The 15,591-nt window shown below is 72.0% G+C and carries 17 protein-coding genes; 13 read left to right on the top strand and 4 right to left on the bottom strand.

Annotated features, from left to right (window positions below):
• Positions 1–27: 27 nt before the first annotated feature.
• The 9 genes from AAC134_RS15330 to ccoS all read left to right on the top strand — a co-directional run bounded on the left by AAC134_RS15330 (position 28) and on the right by ccoS (position 9,825).
• Positions 28–789 (top strand): Crp/Fnr family transcriptional regulator, encoded by a 762-nt coding sequence (locus AAC134_RS15330; protein WP_339949982.1) that lies wholly within the window; start codon positions 28–30, stop codon positions 787–789.
• A gap of 462 nt (positions 790–1,251) precedes the next feature.
• Positions 1,252–2,853, top strand: coding sequence for a cytochrome-c oxidase, cbb3-type subunit I (gene ccoN / locus AAC134_RS15335; protein ID WP_339949983.1), 1,602 nt, complete (start codon positions 1,252–1,254; stop codon positions 2,851–2,853).
• 10 nt (positions 2,854–2,863) lie between these two features.
• Entirely contained in the window at positions 2,864–3,670 is an 807-nt protein-coding gene (gene ccoO / locus AAC134_RS15340; RefSeq protein ID WP_339949984.1) for a cytochrome-c oxidase, cbb3-type subunit II, read from the top strand.
• A 14-nt stretch (positions 3,671–3,684) separates the two neighbouring features.
• A complete protein-coding gene (locus AAC134_RS15345) occupies positions 3,685–3,897 on the top strand; it encodes a cbb3-type cytochrome c oxidase subunit 3 (RefSeq protein WP_339949985.1) in 213 nt (70 codons plus the stop codon).
• Between the two features lies 1 nt (position 3,898).
• Entirely contained in the window at positions 3,899–4,789 is an 891-nt protein-coding gene (gene ccoP, locus AAC134_RS15350; RefSeq protein WP_339949986.1) for a cytochrome-c oxidase, cbb3-type subunit III, read from the top strand.
• 450 nt (positions 4,790–5,239) lie between these two features.
• Positions 5,240–6,682: a cytochrome c oxidase accessory protein CcoG gene (ccoG, locus tag AAC134_RS15355; protein WP_339949987.1), complete on the top strand. Its 1,443-nt coding sequence runs from the start codon at positions 5,240–5,242 to the stop codon at positions 6,680–6,682.
• A 37-nt stretch (positions 6,683–6,719) separates the two neighbouring features.
• Positions 6,720–7,256 carry a FixH family protein gene (locus tag AAC134_RS15360; protein ID WP_339949988.1) on the top strand — a complete coding sequence of 179 codons (537 nt, stop codon included), beginning with the start codon at positions 6,720–6,722 and terminating at the stop codon, positions 7,254–7,256.
• Entirely contained in the window at positions 7,253–9,616 is a 2,364-nt protein-coding gene (locus tag AAC134_RS15365; protein WP_339949989.1) for a heavy metal translocating P-type ATPase, read from the top strand. Before AAC134_RS15360 ends, AAC134_RS15365 begins: the two co-directional genes overlap by 4 nt.
• Entirely contained in the window at positions 9,613–9,825 is a 213-nt protein-coding gene (ccoS, locus tag AAC134_RS15370) for a cbb3-type cytochrome oxidase assembly protein CcoS (RefSeq protein WP_339949990.1), read from the top strand. The genes AAC134_RS15365 and ccoS overlap by 4 nt, the downstream gene beginning before the upstream one ends.
• 68 nt (positions 9,826–9,893) lie before the next feature.
• On the opposite strand, the gene AAC134_RS15375 is transcribed toward ccoS, so the two are convergent.
• The 4 genes from AAC134_RS15375 to AAC134_RS15390 all read right to left on the bottom strand — a co-directional run bounded on the left by AAC134_RS15375 (position 9,894) and on the right by AAC134_RS15390 (position 12,360).
• Positions 9,894–10,328 carry a PaaI family thioesterase gene (locus tag AAC134_RS15375; RefSeq protein ID WP_339949991.1) on the bottom strand — a complete coding sequence of 145 codons (435 nt, stop codon included), beginning with the start codon at positions 10,326–10,328 and terminating at the stop codon, positions 9,894–9,896.
• Positions 10,329–10,401: 73 nt separating this feature from the next.
• Entirely contained in the window at positions 10,402–11,124 is a 723-nt protein-coding gene (gene pdeM, locus AAC134_RS15380) for a ligase-associated DNA damage response endonuclease PdeM (RefSeq protein ID WP_339949992.1), read from the bottom strand.
• Between the two features lie 46 nt (positions 11,125–11,170).
• A complete protein-coding gene (locus AAC134_RS15385) occupies positions 11,171–11,704 on the bottom strand; it encodes a GNAT family N-acetyltransferase (RefSeq protein WP_339949993.1) in 534 nt (177 codons plus the stop codon).
• On the bottom strand, positions 11,701–12,360 hold the full coding sequence (locus tag AAC134_RS15390) for an MliC family protein (RefSeq protein WP_339949994.1): 660 nt from the start codon (positions 12,358–12,360) through the stop codon (positions 11,701–11,703). The genes AAC134_RS15385 and AAC134_RS15390 overlap by 4 nt, the downstream gene beginning before the upstream one ends.
• Before the next feature lie 334 nt (positions 12,361–12,694).
• On the opposite strand from AAC134_RS15390, the gene dapA reads away from it, so the two are divergent.
• From dapA to AAC134_RS15410, 4 genes are all read left to right on the top strand, one after another.
• Positions 12,695–13,567, top strand: a complete 873-nt coding sequence (gene dapA, locus AAC134_RS15395) for a 4-hydroxy-tetrahydrodipicolinate synthase (RefSeq protein ID WP_339949995.1) — start codon at positions 12,695–12,697, stop codon at positions 13,565–13,567.
• Positions 13,568–13,627: 60 nt separating this feature from the next.
• A complete protein-coding gene (gene smpB, locus AAC134_RS15400) occupies positions 13,628–14,101 on the top strand; it encodes an SsrA-binding protein SmpB (RefSeq protein ID WP_339949996.1) in 474 nt (157 codons plus the stop codon).
• A gap of 131 nt (positions 14,102–14,232) precedes the next feature.
• Positions 14,233–14,955, top strand: coding sequence for a GNAT family N-acetyltransferase (locus AAC134_RS15405; RefSeq protein WP_339949997.1), 723 nt, complete (start codon positions 14,233–14,235; stop codon positions 14,953–14,955).
• A gap of 38 nt (positions 14,956–14,993) precedes the next feature.
• On the top strand, positions 14,994–15,591 hold a 598-nt coding region (locus AAC134_RS15410), incomplete at its 3' end, for a peroxidase-related enzyme (RefSeq protein ID WP_339949998.1).

Below are 15,591 nucleotides of genomic sequence, written 5' to 3' on the forward strand. Positions count from 1 at the left end.
GCCTGAATCGGCAGAACCTGTTGAACGATGAAAGCAATGCTTCACGCGGCGACTTCGGGGGCGCCTGACATCCGGGCTCGAGGCCATTGCCTCGACTGCGCAATCCGCCAGCATGCGGTGTGCTCGGACTGCACGGCGCCCGAGCTCAACTTCCTCACCGAAATAAAGACTTACCGAAACTACAAGTCCGGCGAGCGCCTGCTGGAAATGGGCGAGCGGGCCCCGTTCATGGGCACCATCGTCGAGGGGGTGGGGAGCATGTCGCGCATCCTGCCCGACGGTCGCCGCCAGGTCGTGGGCCTGCTGTTTCCCGGCGACATGGTCGGGCGGCCGTTCAGCCCGGTCTCGCCCTTCGACTATGTCGCGGTCACCGATCTGCGCGTCTGCGCCTTCAACCGCCCCCAGTTCGAGGCCGCCCTGCGCGAAACCCCCACGCTCGAGCAGCGCCTGCTGGAGATGACGCTCGACGAGCTCGATTCGGCGCGCGAGTGGATGGTGCTGCTGGGCCGCAAGTCGGCGCAGGAGAAGCTGTGCAGCTTCATCGTGATGACCGCCCAGCGGGCCCTGCGACTCGAGCGTCGCCGCCCGATGGACGGCGTCCTGATCGAGCTGCCCCTCACCCGCGAGGACATGGCCGATTTCCTGGGTCTGACCATCGAGACCGTCAGCCGCCAGATGGGCGTGCTGAAGAAGTCGGGCGTGATCGAGATGATCGACGCCCGCCACCTGCTGATCCCCAGCTGGAGCGCGCTCGAGGAAGCCGCGGGCGGAGAGCTCGCCGCCGCCTGACGGCCACTCCCTGACGACCGCTCCCTGACGACTGCGCCCTGAAGCCCACTCCCTTGCGACCGCCGACGACCTGCGCGTGGCGATTGCCGCCGCGCCCGGACTGCGCTCGCCCGACCGGCCCGCCCGAAGGCGTCGCGAGCGCCCCGCGCCGTCGGCCTGCGTCTGGGCGTCACGGCAAGTCCGGCGCCGGCGGGGCGGGGACGCTGCGCGCCGGGTCCCGTTGCAAAACTCTCTTGAGAATGACGCAAGTTTAACAGTGCGTTAACATGCCGATGCTGTATCCTCACGATACGGAAACCGTCGGCGTCCGCAACGGGTTCGGTCCTGCGCCGCCCCTCCCTTTCGCCGGCGTTGATATGGATCAAGGCGTTGGCAGGGCCCTTCGCCGATGAGACCGCCATGCGGAGCCCCGACACGGGGCCCGTCCGGAAGGCCGTCGCAAGCACGGCGAAGGAGGGGACATTGGCCTCGACATTCAAACTTCTCGCGCTCGCCGTGATCGCCATCCTCGCGATCGTCGCCGCGAGCTTCGCGCGCGACCTGGCCTATCAGGTGAACGCGCTGATCGTCCTGCTGGTCTCGGCGGGGCTGTTCCTGTGGATCCTGCGCGGCGTGGGCGAGGCCAGGGCCGCGCCCGCCGGCGATGACACGGGCTACATGGACGACGTGATCCGCGCCGGCGTCATCGCCACCGCCGGCTGGGGCATCGTGGGGTTCCTGGTGGGCGTGGTCATCGCGGCGCAGCTCGCCTTCCCGCTGCTCAACCTCGACCTGCCCTGGACCACCTTCGGCCGGCTGCGTCCGCTGCACACGTCGGGCGTGATCTTCGCCTTCGGGGGCAACGCGCTGATCTGCACCTCGTTCTACATCGTGCAGCGCACCTGCGCGGCGCGGCTGTGGGGGGGGAACCTCGCCTGGTTCGTGTTCTGGGGCTGGCAGATGGTGATCGTGCTCGCCGCCTCGGGCTATGTGCTGGGCGGCACCCAGGGCAAGGAATACGCCGAGCCGACCTGGTACGTGGACATCCTGATCACGGTCGTCTGGCTGGCCTACCTCGCGGTGTTCCTCGGCACGCTGATCCGCCGCAAGGAGCCCCACATCTACGTCGCCAACTGGTTCTTCCTGGCCTTCATCATCACCATCGCGATGCTGCACGTGGTCAACAACCTGGCGGTGCCGGTGTCGGTGTTCGGCTCGGTCAGCTACTCGGCCTTCTCGGGCGTGCAGGACGCGCTGACCCAGTGGTGGTATGGCCACAACGCGGTCGGCTTCTTCCTGACGGCGGGCTTCCTGGGGATGATGTACTATTTCATCCCCAAGCAGGCCGGGCGGCCGGTCTACAGCTACAAGCTGTCGATCATCCACTTCTGGGCGCTGATCTTCCTCTACATCTGGGCGGGCCCCCACCACCTGCACTACACCGCGCTGCCCGACTGGGCGCAGACGCTGGGCATGGTGTTCTCGATCATGCTGTGGATGCCCTCCTGGGGCGGCATGATCAACGGGCTGATGACCCTCTCGGGCGCCTGGGACAAGCTGCGCACCGACCCGGTGCTGCGGATGCTGACCATCTCGGTGGGCTTTTACGGCATGTCGACCTTCGAGGGGCCGATGATGTCCATCAAGGCGGTCAACTCGCTGAGCCACTACACCGACTGGACCATCGGACACGTGCATTCGGGCGCGCTGGGCTGGAACGGCATGATCACCTTCGGGGCGCTCTACTTCCTGACGCCGCGCCTGTGGGGGAAGAAGGACCTGTATTCGCTGCCCGCGGTGAACTGGCACTTCTGGCTCGCGACGCTGGGCATCGTGCTCTACGCCGCGTCCATGTGGGTGTCGGGCATCACCCAGGGCCTGATGTGGCGCGAGTACGACAGCCTCGGCTTCCTGGTGAACTCCTTCGCCGACACCGTCGCGGTGCTGCACCCCTACTACATCATCCGGGCGCTCGGCGGCCTGATGTTCCTCGCCGGCGCGCTGATCATGTGCTGGAACCTGTATATGACCGCCACGCGAGGGGAGCGGAAAGAACCCGCCCCCGCCGCGGTCCCGGCCGAGTGAGGAGGGCGTCATGAGCGACGACAAGACCACCGACACCGCCCCCGACAACCCCAAGACCCAAGGGGCCCCCGAGGCGATCCTCCCCGAGCGCAAGCTGATCAACAAGCACGCGATCCTCGAGAAGAACGCCACGCTGCTGCTGGTCAGCTCCCTGATCGTGGTCGCCATCGGAGGCCTGGTGGAGATCGCGCCCCTGTTCTACCTGCAGAACACCATCGAGAAGGTGGAGGGGGTGCGCCCCTACACCCCCCTCGAGCTCAAGGGCCGGGACATCTACATCCGCGAGGGCTGCTACGTCTGCCACTCCCAGATGATCCGGCCGATGCGAGACGAGGTGGAGCGCTACGGGCATTTCTCGCTGGCGGCCGAGTCGATGTACGACCATCCCTTCCAGTGGGGCTCCAAGCGCACCGGCCCGGACCTCGCCCGCGTGGGCGGACGCTATTCCGACGCCTGGCACGTCGATCACATGGGCGACCCCCGCTCGGTCGTGCCGGAGTCGATCATGCCCGGCTATCCGCACCTGATCGAGACGCCGCTCGACTTCGAGCATGTGGGCGACCACCTCACCGCCCAGATGCGGGTCGGCGTGCCCTACACGCAGGACAACGTCACCTACGCCAAGGCCGACGTGGTGGCCCAGATCAACCCCGACAGCGACCGCTACGACGCGCTGCTCGAGGCCTATCCGGGCGCCGTGATCCGCAACTTCGACGGTCGGGCCGAGATCACCGAGCTCGACGCCCTGATCGCCTATCTGCAGGTGCTGGGCACGATGGTCGATTTCTCGACCTACGAAGTCGAAACCAGCCGCTGACGGGGGAGGACGCCATGGAAGACACCTACACCGTTCTGCGGCACTTCGCCGACAGCTGGTGGCTGCTGCTGATGATGAGCTTCTTCATCGGCTGCGTGCTGTTCGCGCTGCGGCCCGGCTCGCGCAAGCTGCATCGCGACATCTCGAAAATCCCGCTGCGCGACGACTACGACGCCGCGCCGGCCACGGGCCCGACCACGGGACCCCGCACGGAGGGGGAGCGCTGACATGGCCGACCACGACAACAAGGACGTCGACGAGCTCTCGGGCATCCCCACCACCGGTCACGAGTGGGACGGGATCAAGGAGCTCGACAACCCGATGCCGCGCTGGTGGCTCTACACCTTCTACGCGACGGTGGTCTGGGCGCTGCTCTACACCATCGCCTTCCCGGCCTGGCCGCTGATCTCCTCGGCGACCGGGGGCGTGCTGGGCTATTCCTCGCGCCAAAACGTGATGCAGGACATCTCTGAGGCCCGCGACGCCCAGTCGATCTACGTCGACAAGATCGCGGCCATGGACGTCGAGGCGATCGCCGACGACCCCGAGCTCTTGCAGTTCGCGACCGCCGGCGGCTCGGCCCTGTTCAAGACCTGGTGCGCGCAGTGCCACGGCTCGGGGGCGGCGGGGGCGGTGGGCTATCCCAACCTCAACGACGACGACTGGCTGTGGGGCGGCACGCGCGAGGCGATCGTGCACACCGTCTCCCACGGCATCCGCTGGGAGGCCGACCCCGACACCCGCTGGTCGCAGATGCCCGCCTTCGGCCGCGACGGCCTGCTCGAGGACGCGGAGATCGACCAGGTGGTCGAGCATGTCTACGGCCTCTCGCATTCCGACGCGGACGCCGAGCTCGCGGGCCCGGGCGAGCAGGTGTTCCTCGACAACTGCGCCTCCTGCCACGGCGACGACGGCCGCGGCATGCAGGACCAGGGCGCGCCGAACCTGACCGACGCCATCTGGCTCTATGGCGGCGACCGGGCGGCGATCTCCGAGACGGTGCACAACGCCCGCTTCGGCGTGATGCCCAACTGGCTCGGCCGCCTGACCGAGGCCGACGTCAAGCAGGTCGCGATCTACGTCCACGGCCTGGGCGGCGGCGAGACCGCCGAGGACTAGGCCGCCCCACCGCCTCCACCCGTCCGGCCGCCCCGCGGCCGGACGCCCTCCCGACCGGAGCCCCGCCCGATCCCGCGAAGCCGGTCTCGCCAAGCCCGATCCTGCGCGCCCGGCCCTGCGCTCCGCAGCCCCGGGCGCGCGGCCCGAAATCGCGGCGCCGCCCCGGCCGCCGTCGAGGGGGCGGACCCGCCCGGCGCGCGGCGCCGGGTCTTCTTGCTCCCGACGGTTGCACGGCTAAACTGCCTGCATCGCGCGGGCGCCTCACGGGAATCGGGGGCCGGCGCCGGCCGCGCTCCGCGCCGGCCGACGCGCGCGCATCACGGCTCCGTGACATCAGGGGCCGACGCGACGTCCGCGGACAGGACGCCGCATCCGGCGTTGACCTGCGTCAAGGTTCCGCCCGCCCCCGGGGCGCATGAGGGCCCCGACGAAAACGTTTCGAGGCGAAAGATGAGCATCCAGGAACCCAACCAGGGCCAGTCTCTCTACGCCGCCCGCGTGCCGATCTTTCCGCGCCGCGTGAAGGGGACCTTCCGCACGCTCAAGTGGTGGATCATGGGCGTGACTCTGGCGATCTACTACCTGACCCCGTGGATCCGCTGGGACCGCGGCCCGGCGATGCCCGACCAGGCGGTGCTGGTCGACCTCGCCAACCGCCGGTTCTTCTTCTTCTGGATCGAGATCTGGCCCCAGCAGTTCATCTATGTCGCGGGCCTGCTGATCATGGCCGGCCTCGGCCTGTTCCTGTTCACCTCCGCGCTCGGCCGGGTCTGGTGCGGCTACACCTGCCCGCAGACCGTGTGGACCGACCTGTTCATCACCGTCGAGCGCTGGATCGAGGGCGACCGCAACGCCCGCGTCCGCCTCCACCAGCAGACATGGGACGCCCGCAAGACCCGCCTGCGCGTCACCAAGTGGATCGTGTGGCTGCTGATCGCGGTCGCCACCGGCGGCGCCTGGGTGTTCTACTTCGCCGACGCCCCCACCCTGCTGAGCGACATCTTCACCGGTCAGGCGCCGTTCGTGGCCTACGCCTCGATCGCCACGCTGACCGCCACCACCTTCGTCTTCGGCGGCTTCATGCGCGAGCAGGTGTGCATCTACATGTGCCCCTGGCCCCGCATCCAGGCGGCGATGATGGACGACCAGACCATCACCGTGGGCTACCGCCACTGGCGGGGCGAGCCGCGGGGCAAGCACCGCAAGAAGAACGCCGAGGCGGGGCTCGGCGACTGCGTCGACTGCAACGCCTGCGTGAACGTCTGCCCGATGGGCATCGACATCCGCGACGGCCAGCAGCTGGCCTGCATCACCTGCGCGCTGTGCATCGACGCCTGCGACGACGTGATGGAGAAGGTGGGCAAGCCCCGCGGCCTGATCGACTACGTCACCCTCCAGGACGAGGCGATCGAGACCCGGGGCGCCCAGCCGATCCCGGTGATCAAGCGCATCCTGCGCCCGCGCACGATCCTGTATTTCGTGATGTGGGCGGCGATCGGCGTGGGCATGATGGTGTCGCTGTTCATGCGCGACTCGATCGACCTCACCGTCGCGCGCGACCGCAACCCGACCTACGTGGTGCTGTCCAACGGCACGATCCGCAACGGCTACACGATCAAGGTCGCCAATCAGAACCAGGAGCCGCATGACTTCGTGCTCTCGTTCCGCTCCGACCTGCCGCTGGAGGCCGACATCCAGGGGCTCGACTGGCTCGCGTTCCAGGTCGAGGCCGACAAGCTGCGCCAGATGCGCCTGTTCCTGACCACCCTCCCCTTCGCCCGCCCCACCGAGCGCGCCGAGGTCGAGATCTGGATCGAGGATCAGCAGACCCGGGAGCGGGTGGCGGTGGACACCTTCTTCCTCTCGCCCAAGGATGCCAACGAGGGGCCGTGAGGCCCCCCGTCCCCCCCGCCCCTGCGGAGCGACGCCCATGACCTCTCCCGACCCTTCCGCCAAGCCCGGCCGCCCGTTGACCGGCCGCAAGGTGCTGCTGATCGCGGTCGCCTTCTTCGGCGTGATCATCGCGGTCAACCTGACCATGGCGACCCTCGCGGTCGGCGGCTTCCCGGGTCTCGTCTCCAAGAACGCCTATGCCGAGGCCCAGCAGTTCGACGCCCAGCTCAAGGCCGAGCGGGCGCTGGGCTGGCGCTTCGCCTCCGACTACGCCGACGGCGCGCTGAGTGTGCGCATCGCGGGGCCGGGGGGCGAGCCGCTCGACGGCCTCGCCGTCACCGCGGTTGTCGGCCGCCCCGCCACGCTGCAGCAGGACCAGGAGCTGGGCCTCGCCCCCGCGCCCGGCCTGCGCGGCGCCTACGTCACCCGCCTGCCGCTCGGCGCAGGCATGTGGCGGGTCGAGATCGACGCCCGCCAGGGCGAGGACCGCTACCACATCATCGACGAGATCTACGTCGCGGCCGAAGACGCCGCCCCCGGAACCGCGGGGGCCCCGGCAGGCGTCGACGGGTGAGCCTCGTCGAGCCCCTCCCCGGCGGGCCCTCCGGCCTCGCCCCCGGCCAGCCCGCCGGCCAGCCCCTGGGCCAGCCCCCGGGCCAGCCGGAATGGTCGAGCCCCGGCGCCTGCTGCCCCACCGGCGCCGCGGCCACCTTCGCGCGCACCGGCGGGCTGGCGCGCTTCGTCTCCGACGCGGGCGAGGGGCTGCGGCGGCTCGACCTCCTCGTCCCCGGCGTCCACTGCGCCGCCTGCATCCAGCGCATCGAAGACGCGCTGCCCCGCGCCCCCGGCCTGCGCTCGGCCCGCGTCAACCTCAGCCTGCGTCGCGTCTCGGCCACCTACGACCCCGCCGCGGCGGAGCCCGAGGACGTGGTCGCCGCCCTCTCGCGGATCGGCTACCCCGCCCGCCCCTTCGACGCGCGGGCCATGCACGACGCCGAGCGTGACGGCGAGGGGCGCGACCTGCTCGCCCGCCTCGCCGTCGCGGGCTTTGCGATGATGAACGTGATGCTGCTCTCGGTCGCGGTCTGGTCCGGGGCGGCCGACGCCACCCGCGACCTGCTGCACTGGGTTTCGGCGCTGATCGCGCTGCCGGCCACCGCGTTCGCCGGCATGCCCTTCTTCCGCTCGGCGCTGGGCGTGCTGCGCCACGGCCACGTCAACATGGACGTGCCGATCAGCCTCGCCCTGATCCTCGCGGCCGGCGTCAGCCTGTTCGAGGTCGCCGAGAGCGGCGCCCACGCCTATTTCGACGCCGCCGTGTCGCTGTGCTTCTTCCTGCTGCTGGGCCGGGTGCTGGACCACGGCGCGCGGCGCCACGCCCGCCTCGCCGCCGCCGAGCTCGGCGGCCTCCAGGCCCACTCCGCCACCGTGGTGACGCAGGGCGGCGTCCGTCGCGTCGTCGCCGTCGAGGACCTGCGCCCCGGCGACCTGATCGAGGTCGCCGCCGGAGAGCGCGCCCCCGCCGACGGCCGGGTGATCGAGGGCGCCTCGGACCTCGACCGCTCGATGATCACCGGCGAGAGCCGGCCCGAGCCCGCCGCCATGGGCGCCGAGATCCACGCCGGCGTCCTCAACCTCTCCGCCCCGCTGCTGGTCGAGGCGACCGCGACGGGCGACGACACCGCGCTCGCGGGCATCGCCCGGATGATCCAGGCGGCCGAGGGCGCGCGCACCCGCTATGTCGACTGGGCGCTGCGGGCGGCGAAGCTCTACGTGCCCATCGTGCACCTCGCCGCCGCGGTGACCTTCGCGGCCTGGCTGCTGGTGGGCGCCGAGCTGCGCGACGCGGTGCTGATCGCCGCAGCCGTGCTGATCATCACCTGCCCTTGCGCCTTGGGCCTCGCCGCCCCCGCGGTCCACGCCGCCGCGGGCGGCCGCCTGTTCCGCGCCGGCATCTTCCTCAAGGACGGCGCCGCGCTGGAGCGTCTGGCCGACGTCGACGTCGCCGTCTTCGACAAGACCGGCACCCTCACGACTGGCGAGCCCATGCTGACCGAGGCCCCCGAGGCGCCCGAGCTTTGGTCCGCCGCCCGCGCGCTCGCCCAGGTCTCCCGCCACCCGTTCTCGAAGGCGCTGGCCGCGGCCGCCGAGGCCCGCGCCCTCCCCGCCGCCCCCGCCACCTCCCTGCGCGAGGTCCCCGGCTGCGGCGTCGAGGGCGAGATCGCCGGCCGCCCCGCCCGCCTCGGCCGCGCCGACTGGTGCGGAGCCGGGACCGCCGCCCCCGACGCCAACCCCGACGCCGGTTCCGCCGTCTGGCTGCGCCTGGGCGAGGCCCCGCCCGTCCGCTTCGGCTTCGAAGATCCCCTGCGCGCCGACGCCGCCGCCACGATCGCCGCCCTGCAGGCCCGCGGCCTCGAGGTCCGCCTGATCTCGGGCGACGCCGAGGCCCCGGTCGCCCGCGCCGCCGCCGAGGCCGGCATCGCCCACTGGCGCGCAAACGCCACGCCGGCCGACAAGGTCGCGGCGCTGGAGGCGCTGGCCGCCGAGGGCCGCACCGTCCTGATGGTCGGCGACGGCATCAACGACGCCCCGGCGCTGGCGGCGGCGGCGGCCTCGATCTCGCCCGCCTCGGCCGCCGACGTCAGCCGGGCGGCGGCGGGCATGGCGCTGGCGGGCACGCGGCTGACGCCTGTGGTGGTCGCCCTCGACGTGGCCCGCGCCGCCAAGCGGCGGGTGTTCGAGAACTTCGCCTTCGCCGCTCTCTACAACGCCTGCGCGGTGCCTCTGGCCGCGCTGGGCCTGGTCACGCCGCTGATCGCGGCGCTGGCGATGTCGGGCTCCTCGATCGTGGTCACGCTCAACGCCCTGCGGATGCGCCGGGCGGGCCGCGCGGCCGAGGCCGCCCCCACACCCCTCACCGGAGGTCCCGCATGACCATCCTGCTGGCCACCATTCCCGCCTCGCTGATCCTCGGCGGGCTCGGCCTCGCGGCGTTCCTGTGGTCGCTCAAGCGCGGCCAGTATCGCGATCTCGAGGGCGACGCCGCGCGGATCCTGTTCCAGGACGACGACCGCCCCCGCGCCGACCCGCCCCAGCCCCCCGCCCAGACCCCTGCCCAGACCCCTGCTCAGCCCCGGGACTGAGCCCCAGCCCCGGCCGCAGGAGGCCCCGGGTCAGGCCCGGGGCGCGCGGGCTTCGCCGGGGACCGCCCTCAGACCACCGCCATCGAGCCGAGCAGGATCGCCACCGTCTTCTCCCGCCCCTCGGCCAGCGCCACGACCTCGCCGCGGGTGACGATCACCCGGCGCCCCGCCCGCTCGACGAAGCCGCGGGCGACCAGCGCCTCGCCGACCGCGGGGGCGAGCAGGTTGATCTTCATCTCGATGGTCACGATCCCCTGGCCCGGCTCGATCAGGCTCTGGGCCGCCATGCCCTGGGCGTTGTCGCCCATCGCGAACGCCAGCCCCGCGTGGGCATAGCCATGGTGCTGGGTCACCTTCGCCGTGATCGGCGCGCGCACGCAGACCCGCCCCGGCGAGACCTCGACGAGCGAGATCTCGAGATGCCGCATCATCGCGTTCGAGGCGAAGACCGCGCGCAGATCGGCCTCCCAGTTCGGGTTTCGCGTCGGCGGGGTCTGGGGCATCGGGAGGTCTCCTGCGTCGTGTCCTCGGCGACAGATGACGGGAAGCGGCGGGCGCGGGCAAGGCCGGGCCGCCTCAGCCCCGCAGCCGCTCCAGCGGCGCCGCGACCACGCGCGCGCCGGCGATCAGCGCCAGCCCCCGCGGCGCGACCCGGCGCAGCGGCCCGGACCCGACGTCGAGGCCGCCCGTATAGCGCCCGAAGGCCGGCAGGATCAGCCGCGGCGGCGCCAGCACGAAACAGCGCCGCCAGCCCCCGCGCAGCCGCGCCTTGGGGTGGTAGTGGCCCGAGACCTCGCCCGCCCCCGCTTCCGCCGTCGCCACAGCCGCCGGCGCATCCCCCTCCGCACGGGGAACCGCGGCCTCGTGGCGGAAGACCAGCGGACCCGCGCGCAGCTCGGCCAGGTGCTCGCCGCCCAGGCCGACGGGGCCAGGATCGTGGTTGCCCTCGATCCACAGCCAGCGCCGCCCGGCCATCAGGGCTGCAAGCCGCCCCGCCTCGGCCTCGGGCAGGGCGGCGGCGGCGAGGTCGTCGAAACTGTCGCCCAGACACAGCACCGTCCGCGCCCCGGTCGCGGCGATCTCCTCGCCCAGCCGGTCCAGCGTGGCCTGCGTCTCGTAGGGGGGCAGCAGGGTCCCGCCGCGCCGGGCGATCCGCTCCGACTTGCCCAGATGCAGGTCCGAGACCGCCAGCAGGCCCTGCGCCGGCCACCACAGCGCGCCCGAAGGCCGCGCCTCCAGCGCCTCGCCGGCGAGCGCAAAGGCCAGGGCGGGATCGGATCGGGAGGGGGCGAGGCTCATGACGCAGATGTTAGCGGAATGTTCCGGGCGGCGGAAGCCGGGCCGCTCAGCCCAGCGCCTTGGTCATGCGCATCACCGGCACGGTGACGCCCTCGGGGGTGTCGGCCTCGAACCGCTCGACGATCTCCCAGCCGGCCGAGCGATAGAGCGGCGCGCCCGAGAGCGTGGCGACCAGCTCCCCGCGGCGAAACCCCTCGGCCGCGGCGGCGGCCTCGGCCGCGCGCAGGATCAGGCGGCCCACGCCGCGGCGGGCGGCGGCGGGGTCGGTGTACATGGCGCGCACCCGGGCCGGTTCGCTCGCCGGGTCCAGCAGGCCGGAGTCGCGCCCCGCGGTGTGGTCGCCGCCAAACAGGGTGCGCCGACGGCTCCAGCCGCCGCAGCCCAGGGGGACGCCGTTCTCCTCCGCCACGAAATACGTGCCGTCGGCGATCAGCTCGGGGTCCATGCCCATGATCGCGTGGCTGGCCGCCACCTGCTCGGCGGTCAGGAAATCGGTCTGGAGGGAGTCGATGGCCCGGCCCATCAGCCCGGTCAGGACGGGACGGTCGGCCTCGGTGGCCAGCCGCAGCTCGATCGTCATTCGGCGATGTCCTCCAGCCGGCAGTCCATCCGCTCGCGCCCCGGGATCGTCAGCATCGCGGTGTCGCCCTTGGTCCAGAGCTCGTACTCGCCCTCGAACGTGCTCCCGACATAGCGCACCCCCGAGGCGGCCATCGCCTGCTCCAGCGGCACGGTCGCGTCCATCCAGGCGATCACGGCGAGGCCGGGGTCGGTGACCGCCCACGCAAAGCCGACGCCCACCGCCCAGCCCTCGCAGGCGACCGGCAGAGGCCCGCCGGAGATGCCGGCCGCGTCGTCCGCGCGGGCGTCGGCGTAGCCTTGGCGCAGCTCCATGATGCGGATCATCGACTCGTCGGCCGCGCAGGCGATCTTCTCGGCGTCCGCGGCGCCCGCCTTCCAGCAGTCGTTGCGTCCCTTGATCCAGCCGCGCTGGTAGGCCGCCAGCCGCCCGGCCTGCGCCTCGTCCATGTGCGGCCCGTTCCGCGCGAGGCCGTAGAGGCGCGCGATCTCCCGATCGAGCGCCGCGAGCCGCGCGTCGCCGCAGATCAGCGTCTCGATCTCGTGCTCGGCCCTGGCGCAGTCGAAGGAGGGGTCGGCGGCCTGCGCCGTCGGGGGCCCTGAAAGCGCGAGCGCCATCGCGGCGCAAAGCGGGGCGAGAGGGGACGTCGGGCGCATCGGGAACCTCCTGGACAGGGCCGGCGCGGCGACCATGCCTCGCCGGACAGGGGGGCGCCAGCCCCCTCGCGGCGCTCCGGCGCGGAGGCCCTCGCGCCGGGGGCCGAGGGGCCGCTCGCGCGCCGCGGGGCGCGAAACCCGCGCGCGGGCGAGGAAACCGCCGCGCTTCGCCGCCGAATCCCGTTCGCGCGCGCTTGCCGGGCGTCGTTCGCGCGCATAGTGTCCCGGCCCGCCCGAACCGGCTCGCGATGCGCGCGAGTCGGCTGTCGGGCTTCGCATGCTTTCCGCCGCCCAACCCACCGCGGCGGGCAACGACTCGATACAGGAGCGCGACATGTTCAAGGGGTCCATCACCGCCCTCGTGACGCCGTTCAAGAACGGCCAGGTGGATGAGGCCGCGCTCAAAAAACTGGTCGAGTGGCAGATCGCCGAGGGCTCGCACGGGCTGGTCCCCTGCGGCACCACGGGCGAGTCCCCCACGCTGACCCATGAGGAGCACCGCCGCGTCATCTCGATCGTGATCGAGACCGCCGCCGGCCGGGTTCCCGTGATCGCCGGCGCGGGCTCGAACAACACCGACGAGGCCGTCGACTTCTGCGAGCACGCCGAGAGCGTGGGCGCCGACGCGCTGCTGGTCGTCACGCCCTACTACAACAAGCCCTCCCAGCGCGGGCTGATCGCCCATTTCGCGGCGCTCCACGACGCCAGCAAGCTGCCGATCGTGATCTACAACATCCCGCCCCGCTCGGTGGTCGACATGCTGCCCGAGACGATGGGGGAGCTCGCGAAGCTGCCGCGGATCGTGGGGGTGAAGGACGCGACGGGGGACCTCGCGCGGGTCTCCAAGCAGCGGCTGACCTGCGGCAAGGACTTCATCCAGCTCTCGGGCGAGGACGGCACGGCGCTGGGCTTCAACGCCCAGGGCGGGGTCGGCTGCATCTCGGTCACCGCCAACGTGGCCCCGAAACTGTGCGCCCAGTTCCAGGAGGCGACGCTGGCCGGGGACTATGCGAAGGCGCTCGAGATCCAGGACCGGCTGATGCCGCTGCACATCGCCTTGTTCCGCGAGCCGAACCCCTGCTGCCCCAAGTACGCGATGTCGCTGCTGGGGATCTGCGAGGAGGAGGTCCGCCTGCCGATGGTCGCCCCCACCGAGGCGACCCGCGCCGAGGTGAAGGCCGCCATGGAGCATGCCGGCCTGATCTGAGACCCCGAGATACCGCCCGTCCCCCTGCAAACGGGGGCCGGGCGACCTAGGTAGGAGCCCATGGTCAAGAAATCCGATCCCAACTCGAAAGTGATCGCCGAGAACCGGCGCGCGCGATTCGACTACGCCATCGAGGAAGACCTCGAGGCCGGGATCATGCTGCAGGGCTCCGAGGTGAAGGCGCTGCGCGCGGCGCAGGCCAACATCGCCGAGAGCTACGCCTCGGTCGAGGGCGGGGAGCTGTGGCTGATCAACTGCTACATCGCCCCCTACGGTCAGGCCGACAAGTTCGGTCACGAGGAGCGGCGGCGGCGCAAGCTGCTGGTCTCGCGCCGGGAGCTGTCGCGCCTGTGGAACGAGACGCGGCGGGGCGGCATGACGCTGGTGCCGCTGCGGATGTATTTCAACGACCGCGGCATCGCCAAGCTGAAGATCGGCATCGCCAAGGGCAAGAAGACCGTCGACAAGCGCGACACCCAGAAACAGCGGGACTGGGCCCGCGACAAGCAGCGGCTGCTCAAGCAGCACAGCTGAGGCCGCCCGCCGGGGCGCCGCAGGCGGCGCGCGCCCGCCGCGCCCCGCCCCGGCCGGCGCTCCCCACCCGCCCACCCTCGCGCCGACCGCGACGGGGCGCGGCGGGCGCGGGCAAGGGAGGCGAGAGCAGCATGGAAACTCCGAACGAAACCCGCCTGATGCAGGCGCTGGAGGCGACCTGGCCGCCGGCCTCGAGCGACCTCGACGCCGCGCCCGGCTGGCGGCTGCGCGAGGGCGCGGGCGGGGGCAAGCGGGTCTCGGCCGCGGTCTCGGTCGGCTCGACCGACGCGGCGGCGCTGGCCGCGGCGATGCGCGGGCGGGGCGAGACGCCGCTGGCGCAGGTCGCGGGCTCGGCGGCCGCGCTGGACGCGGTGTTGGCGGACGCGGGCTGGGAGGTGGTCGACCCCACCGTGCTGATGCTCGGCGAGGCCCGGGCCCTGGCCGCGCTGGACCTGGGCAAGCACGTGCGCGCCGTCTCCGTCTCGGTGCGCCTCGCCCTGCTCAACGAGATCTGGGCCGCGGGCGGCATCGGGCCCGAACGGCGCGCGGTGATGGCCCGCTGCCAGGGTCCGCACACCCAGATCATGGTCCGCTCCGACGACCGGGTGACGGGCGTGGCGCATGTGGCCGTGGACGGCGACATCGCCATGCTGCACGCGGTCGAGGTGCGCGCCGGCCATCGCCGGCAGGGCGCGGGCCGCGGCGCGCTGGTCGGGGCCGCGCGCTTTGCGCTCGACCACGGCGCGGCCTGGGTGGCGCTGGCGGTGACCGAGGCGAACGGGCCCGCCCGGGCGCTCTACGAGGGCGCGGGCATGGAAACCGTGGCGCGCTACCACTACCGTCAGGCGAAATGACGGGGGCCGTCCCGATCCCCCGCAAGGGAGGACCGAGGATGGCCAAGGCCGCGAAGAAAGCCCCGAAGAAGAAGACCGCCAAGGCGGCGCCGGCGAAAGCCCCGCTCCCCACCGCGCTGGACCTGCCGCCCCTCGATCCGCTCCCCGAGGACACGGCGAAGTACTTCGCGGTCTGCGAGGAGAAGCTGGGCCTGGTTCCCAACGTGCTCGCCGCCTACGCCTTCGCGCCCGAGAAGCTGCGGGCCTTCTCCGGCATGTACAACGACCTGATGCTGGCGCCCTCGGGCCTGAGCAAGCTGGAGCGGGAGATGATCGCGGTCGCGGTCAGCGCCATCAACCGCTGCTTCTACTGCCTCACGGCCCATGGCGCGGCGGTCCGGCAGCTCTCGGGCGACCCGAAGCTGGGCGAGGCGCTGGTGATGAACTGGCGCGCGGCCGACCTGCCGCCCCGCCAGGTCGCGATGCTGACCTTCGCCGAGAAGATGACCGTGGACTCCCACCGCATCGTGGAAGCCGACCGCGAGGCCCTGCGCGAGGCCGGGTTCTCGGACGCCGACATCTGGGACATCGCCGCCACCGCCGGTTTCTTCAACATGTCCAACCGCATGGCCAGCGCCGTCGACATGCGCCCGAACG

Source organism: uncultured Albimonas sp. (assembly GCF_963977235.1).
Classification (GTDB): Bacteria; Pseudomonadota; Alphaproteobacteria; order Rhodobacterales; family Rhodobacteraceae; genus Albimonas.

Excerpts from the sequence above, each read along its gene's own strand:
- pdeM (WP_339949992.1), bottom strand. The coding sequence starts at position 11,124 with ATGAGCCTCGCCCCCTCCCGATCCGATCCCGCCCTGGCCTTTGCGCTC.
- ccoG (WP_339949987.1), top strand. The coding sequence starts at position 5,240 with ATGAGCATCCAGGAACCCAACCAGGGCCAGTCTCTCTACGCCGCCCGC.
- AAC134_RS15330 (WP_339949982.1), top strand. The coding sequence starts at position 28 with ATGAAAGCAATGCTTCACGCGGCGACTTCGGGGGCGCCTGACATCCGG.
- ccoP (WP_339949986.1), top strand. The coding sequence starts at position 3,899 with ATGGCCGACCACGACAACAAGGACGTCGACGAGCTCTCGGGCATCCCC.
- AAC134_RS15345 (WP_339949985.1), top strand. The coding sequence starts at position 3,685 with ATGGAAGACACCTACACCGTTCTGCGGCACTTCGCCGACAGCTGGTGG.
- AAC134_RS15405 (WP_339949997.1), top strand. The coding sequence starts at position 14,233 with ATGGAAACTCCGAACGAAACCCGCCTGATGCAGGCGCTGGAGGCGACC.
- AAC134_RS15390 (WP_339949994.1), bottom strand. The coding sequence starts at position 12,360 with ATGCGCCCGACGTCCCCTCTCGCCCCGCTTTGCGCCGCGATGGCGCTC.
- dapA (WP_339949995.1), top strand. The coding sequence starts at position 12,695 with ATGTTCAAGGGGTCCATCACCGCCCTCGTGACGCCGTTCAAGAACGGC.
- ccoS (WP_339949990.1), top strand. The coding sequence starts at position 9,613 with ATGACCATCCTGCTGGCCACCATTCCCGCCTCGCTGATCCTCGGCGGG.
- AAC134_RS15375 (WP_339949991.1), bottom strand. The coding sequence starts at position 10,328 with ATGCCCCAGACCCCGCCGACGCGAAACCCGAACTGGGAGGCCGATCTG.
- smpB (WP_339949996.1), top strand. The coding sequence starts at position 13,628 with ATGGTCAAGAAATCCGATCCCAACTCGAAAGTGATCGCCGAGAACCGG.
- AAC134_RS15360 (WP_339949988.1), top strand. The coding sequence starts at position 6,720 with ATGACCTCTCCCGACCCTTCCGCCAAGCCCGGCCGCCCGTTGACCGGC.
- ccoO (WP_339949984.1), top strand. The coding sequence starts at position 2,864 with ATGAGCGACGACAAGACCACCGACACCGCCCCCGACAACCCCAAGACC.
- AAC134_RS15385 (WP_339949993.1), bottom strand. The coding sequence starts at position 11,704 with ATGACGATCGAGCTGCGGCTGGCCACCGAGGCCGACCGTCCCGTCCTG.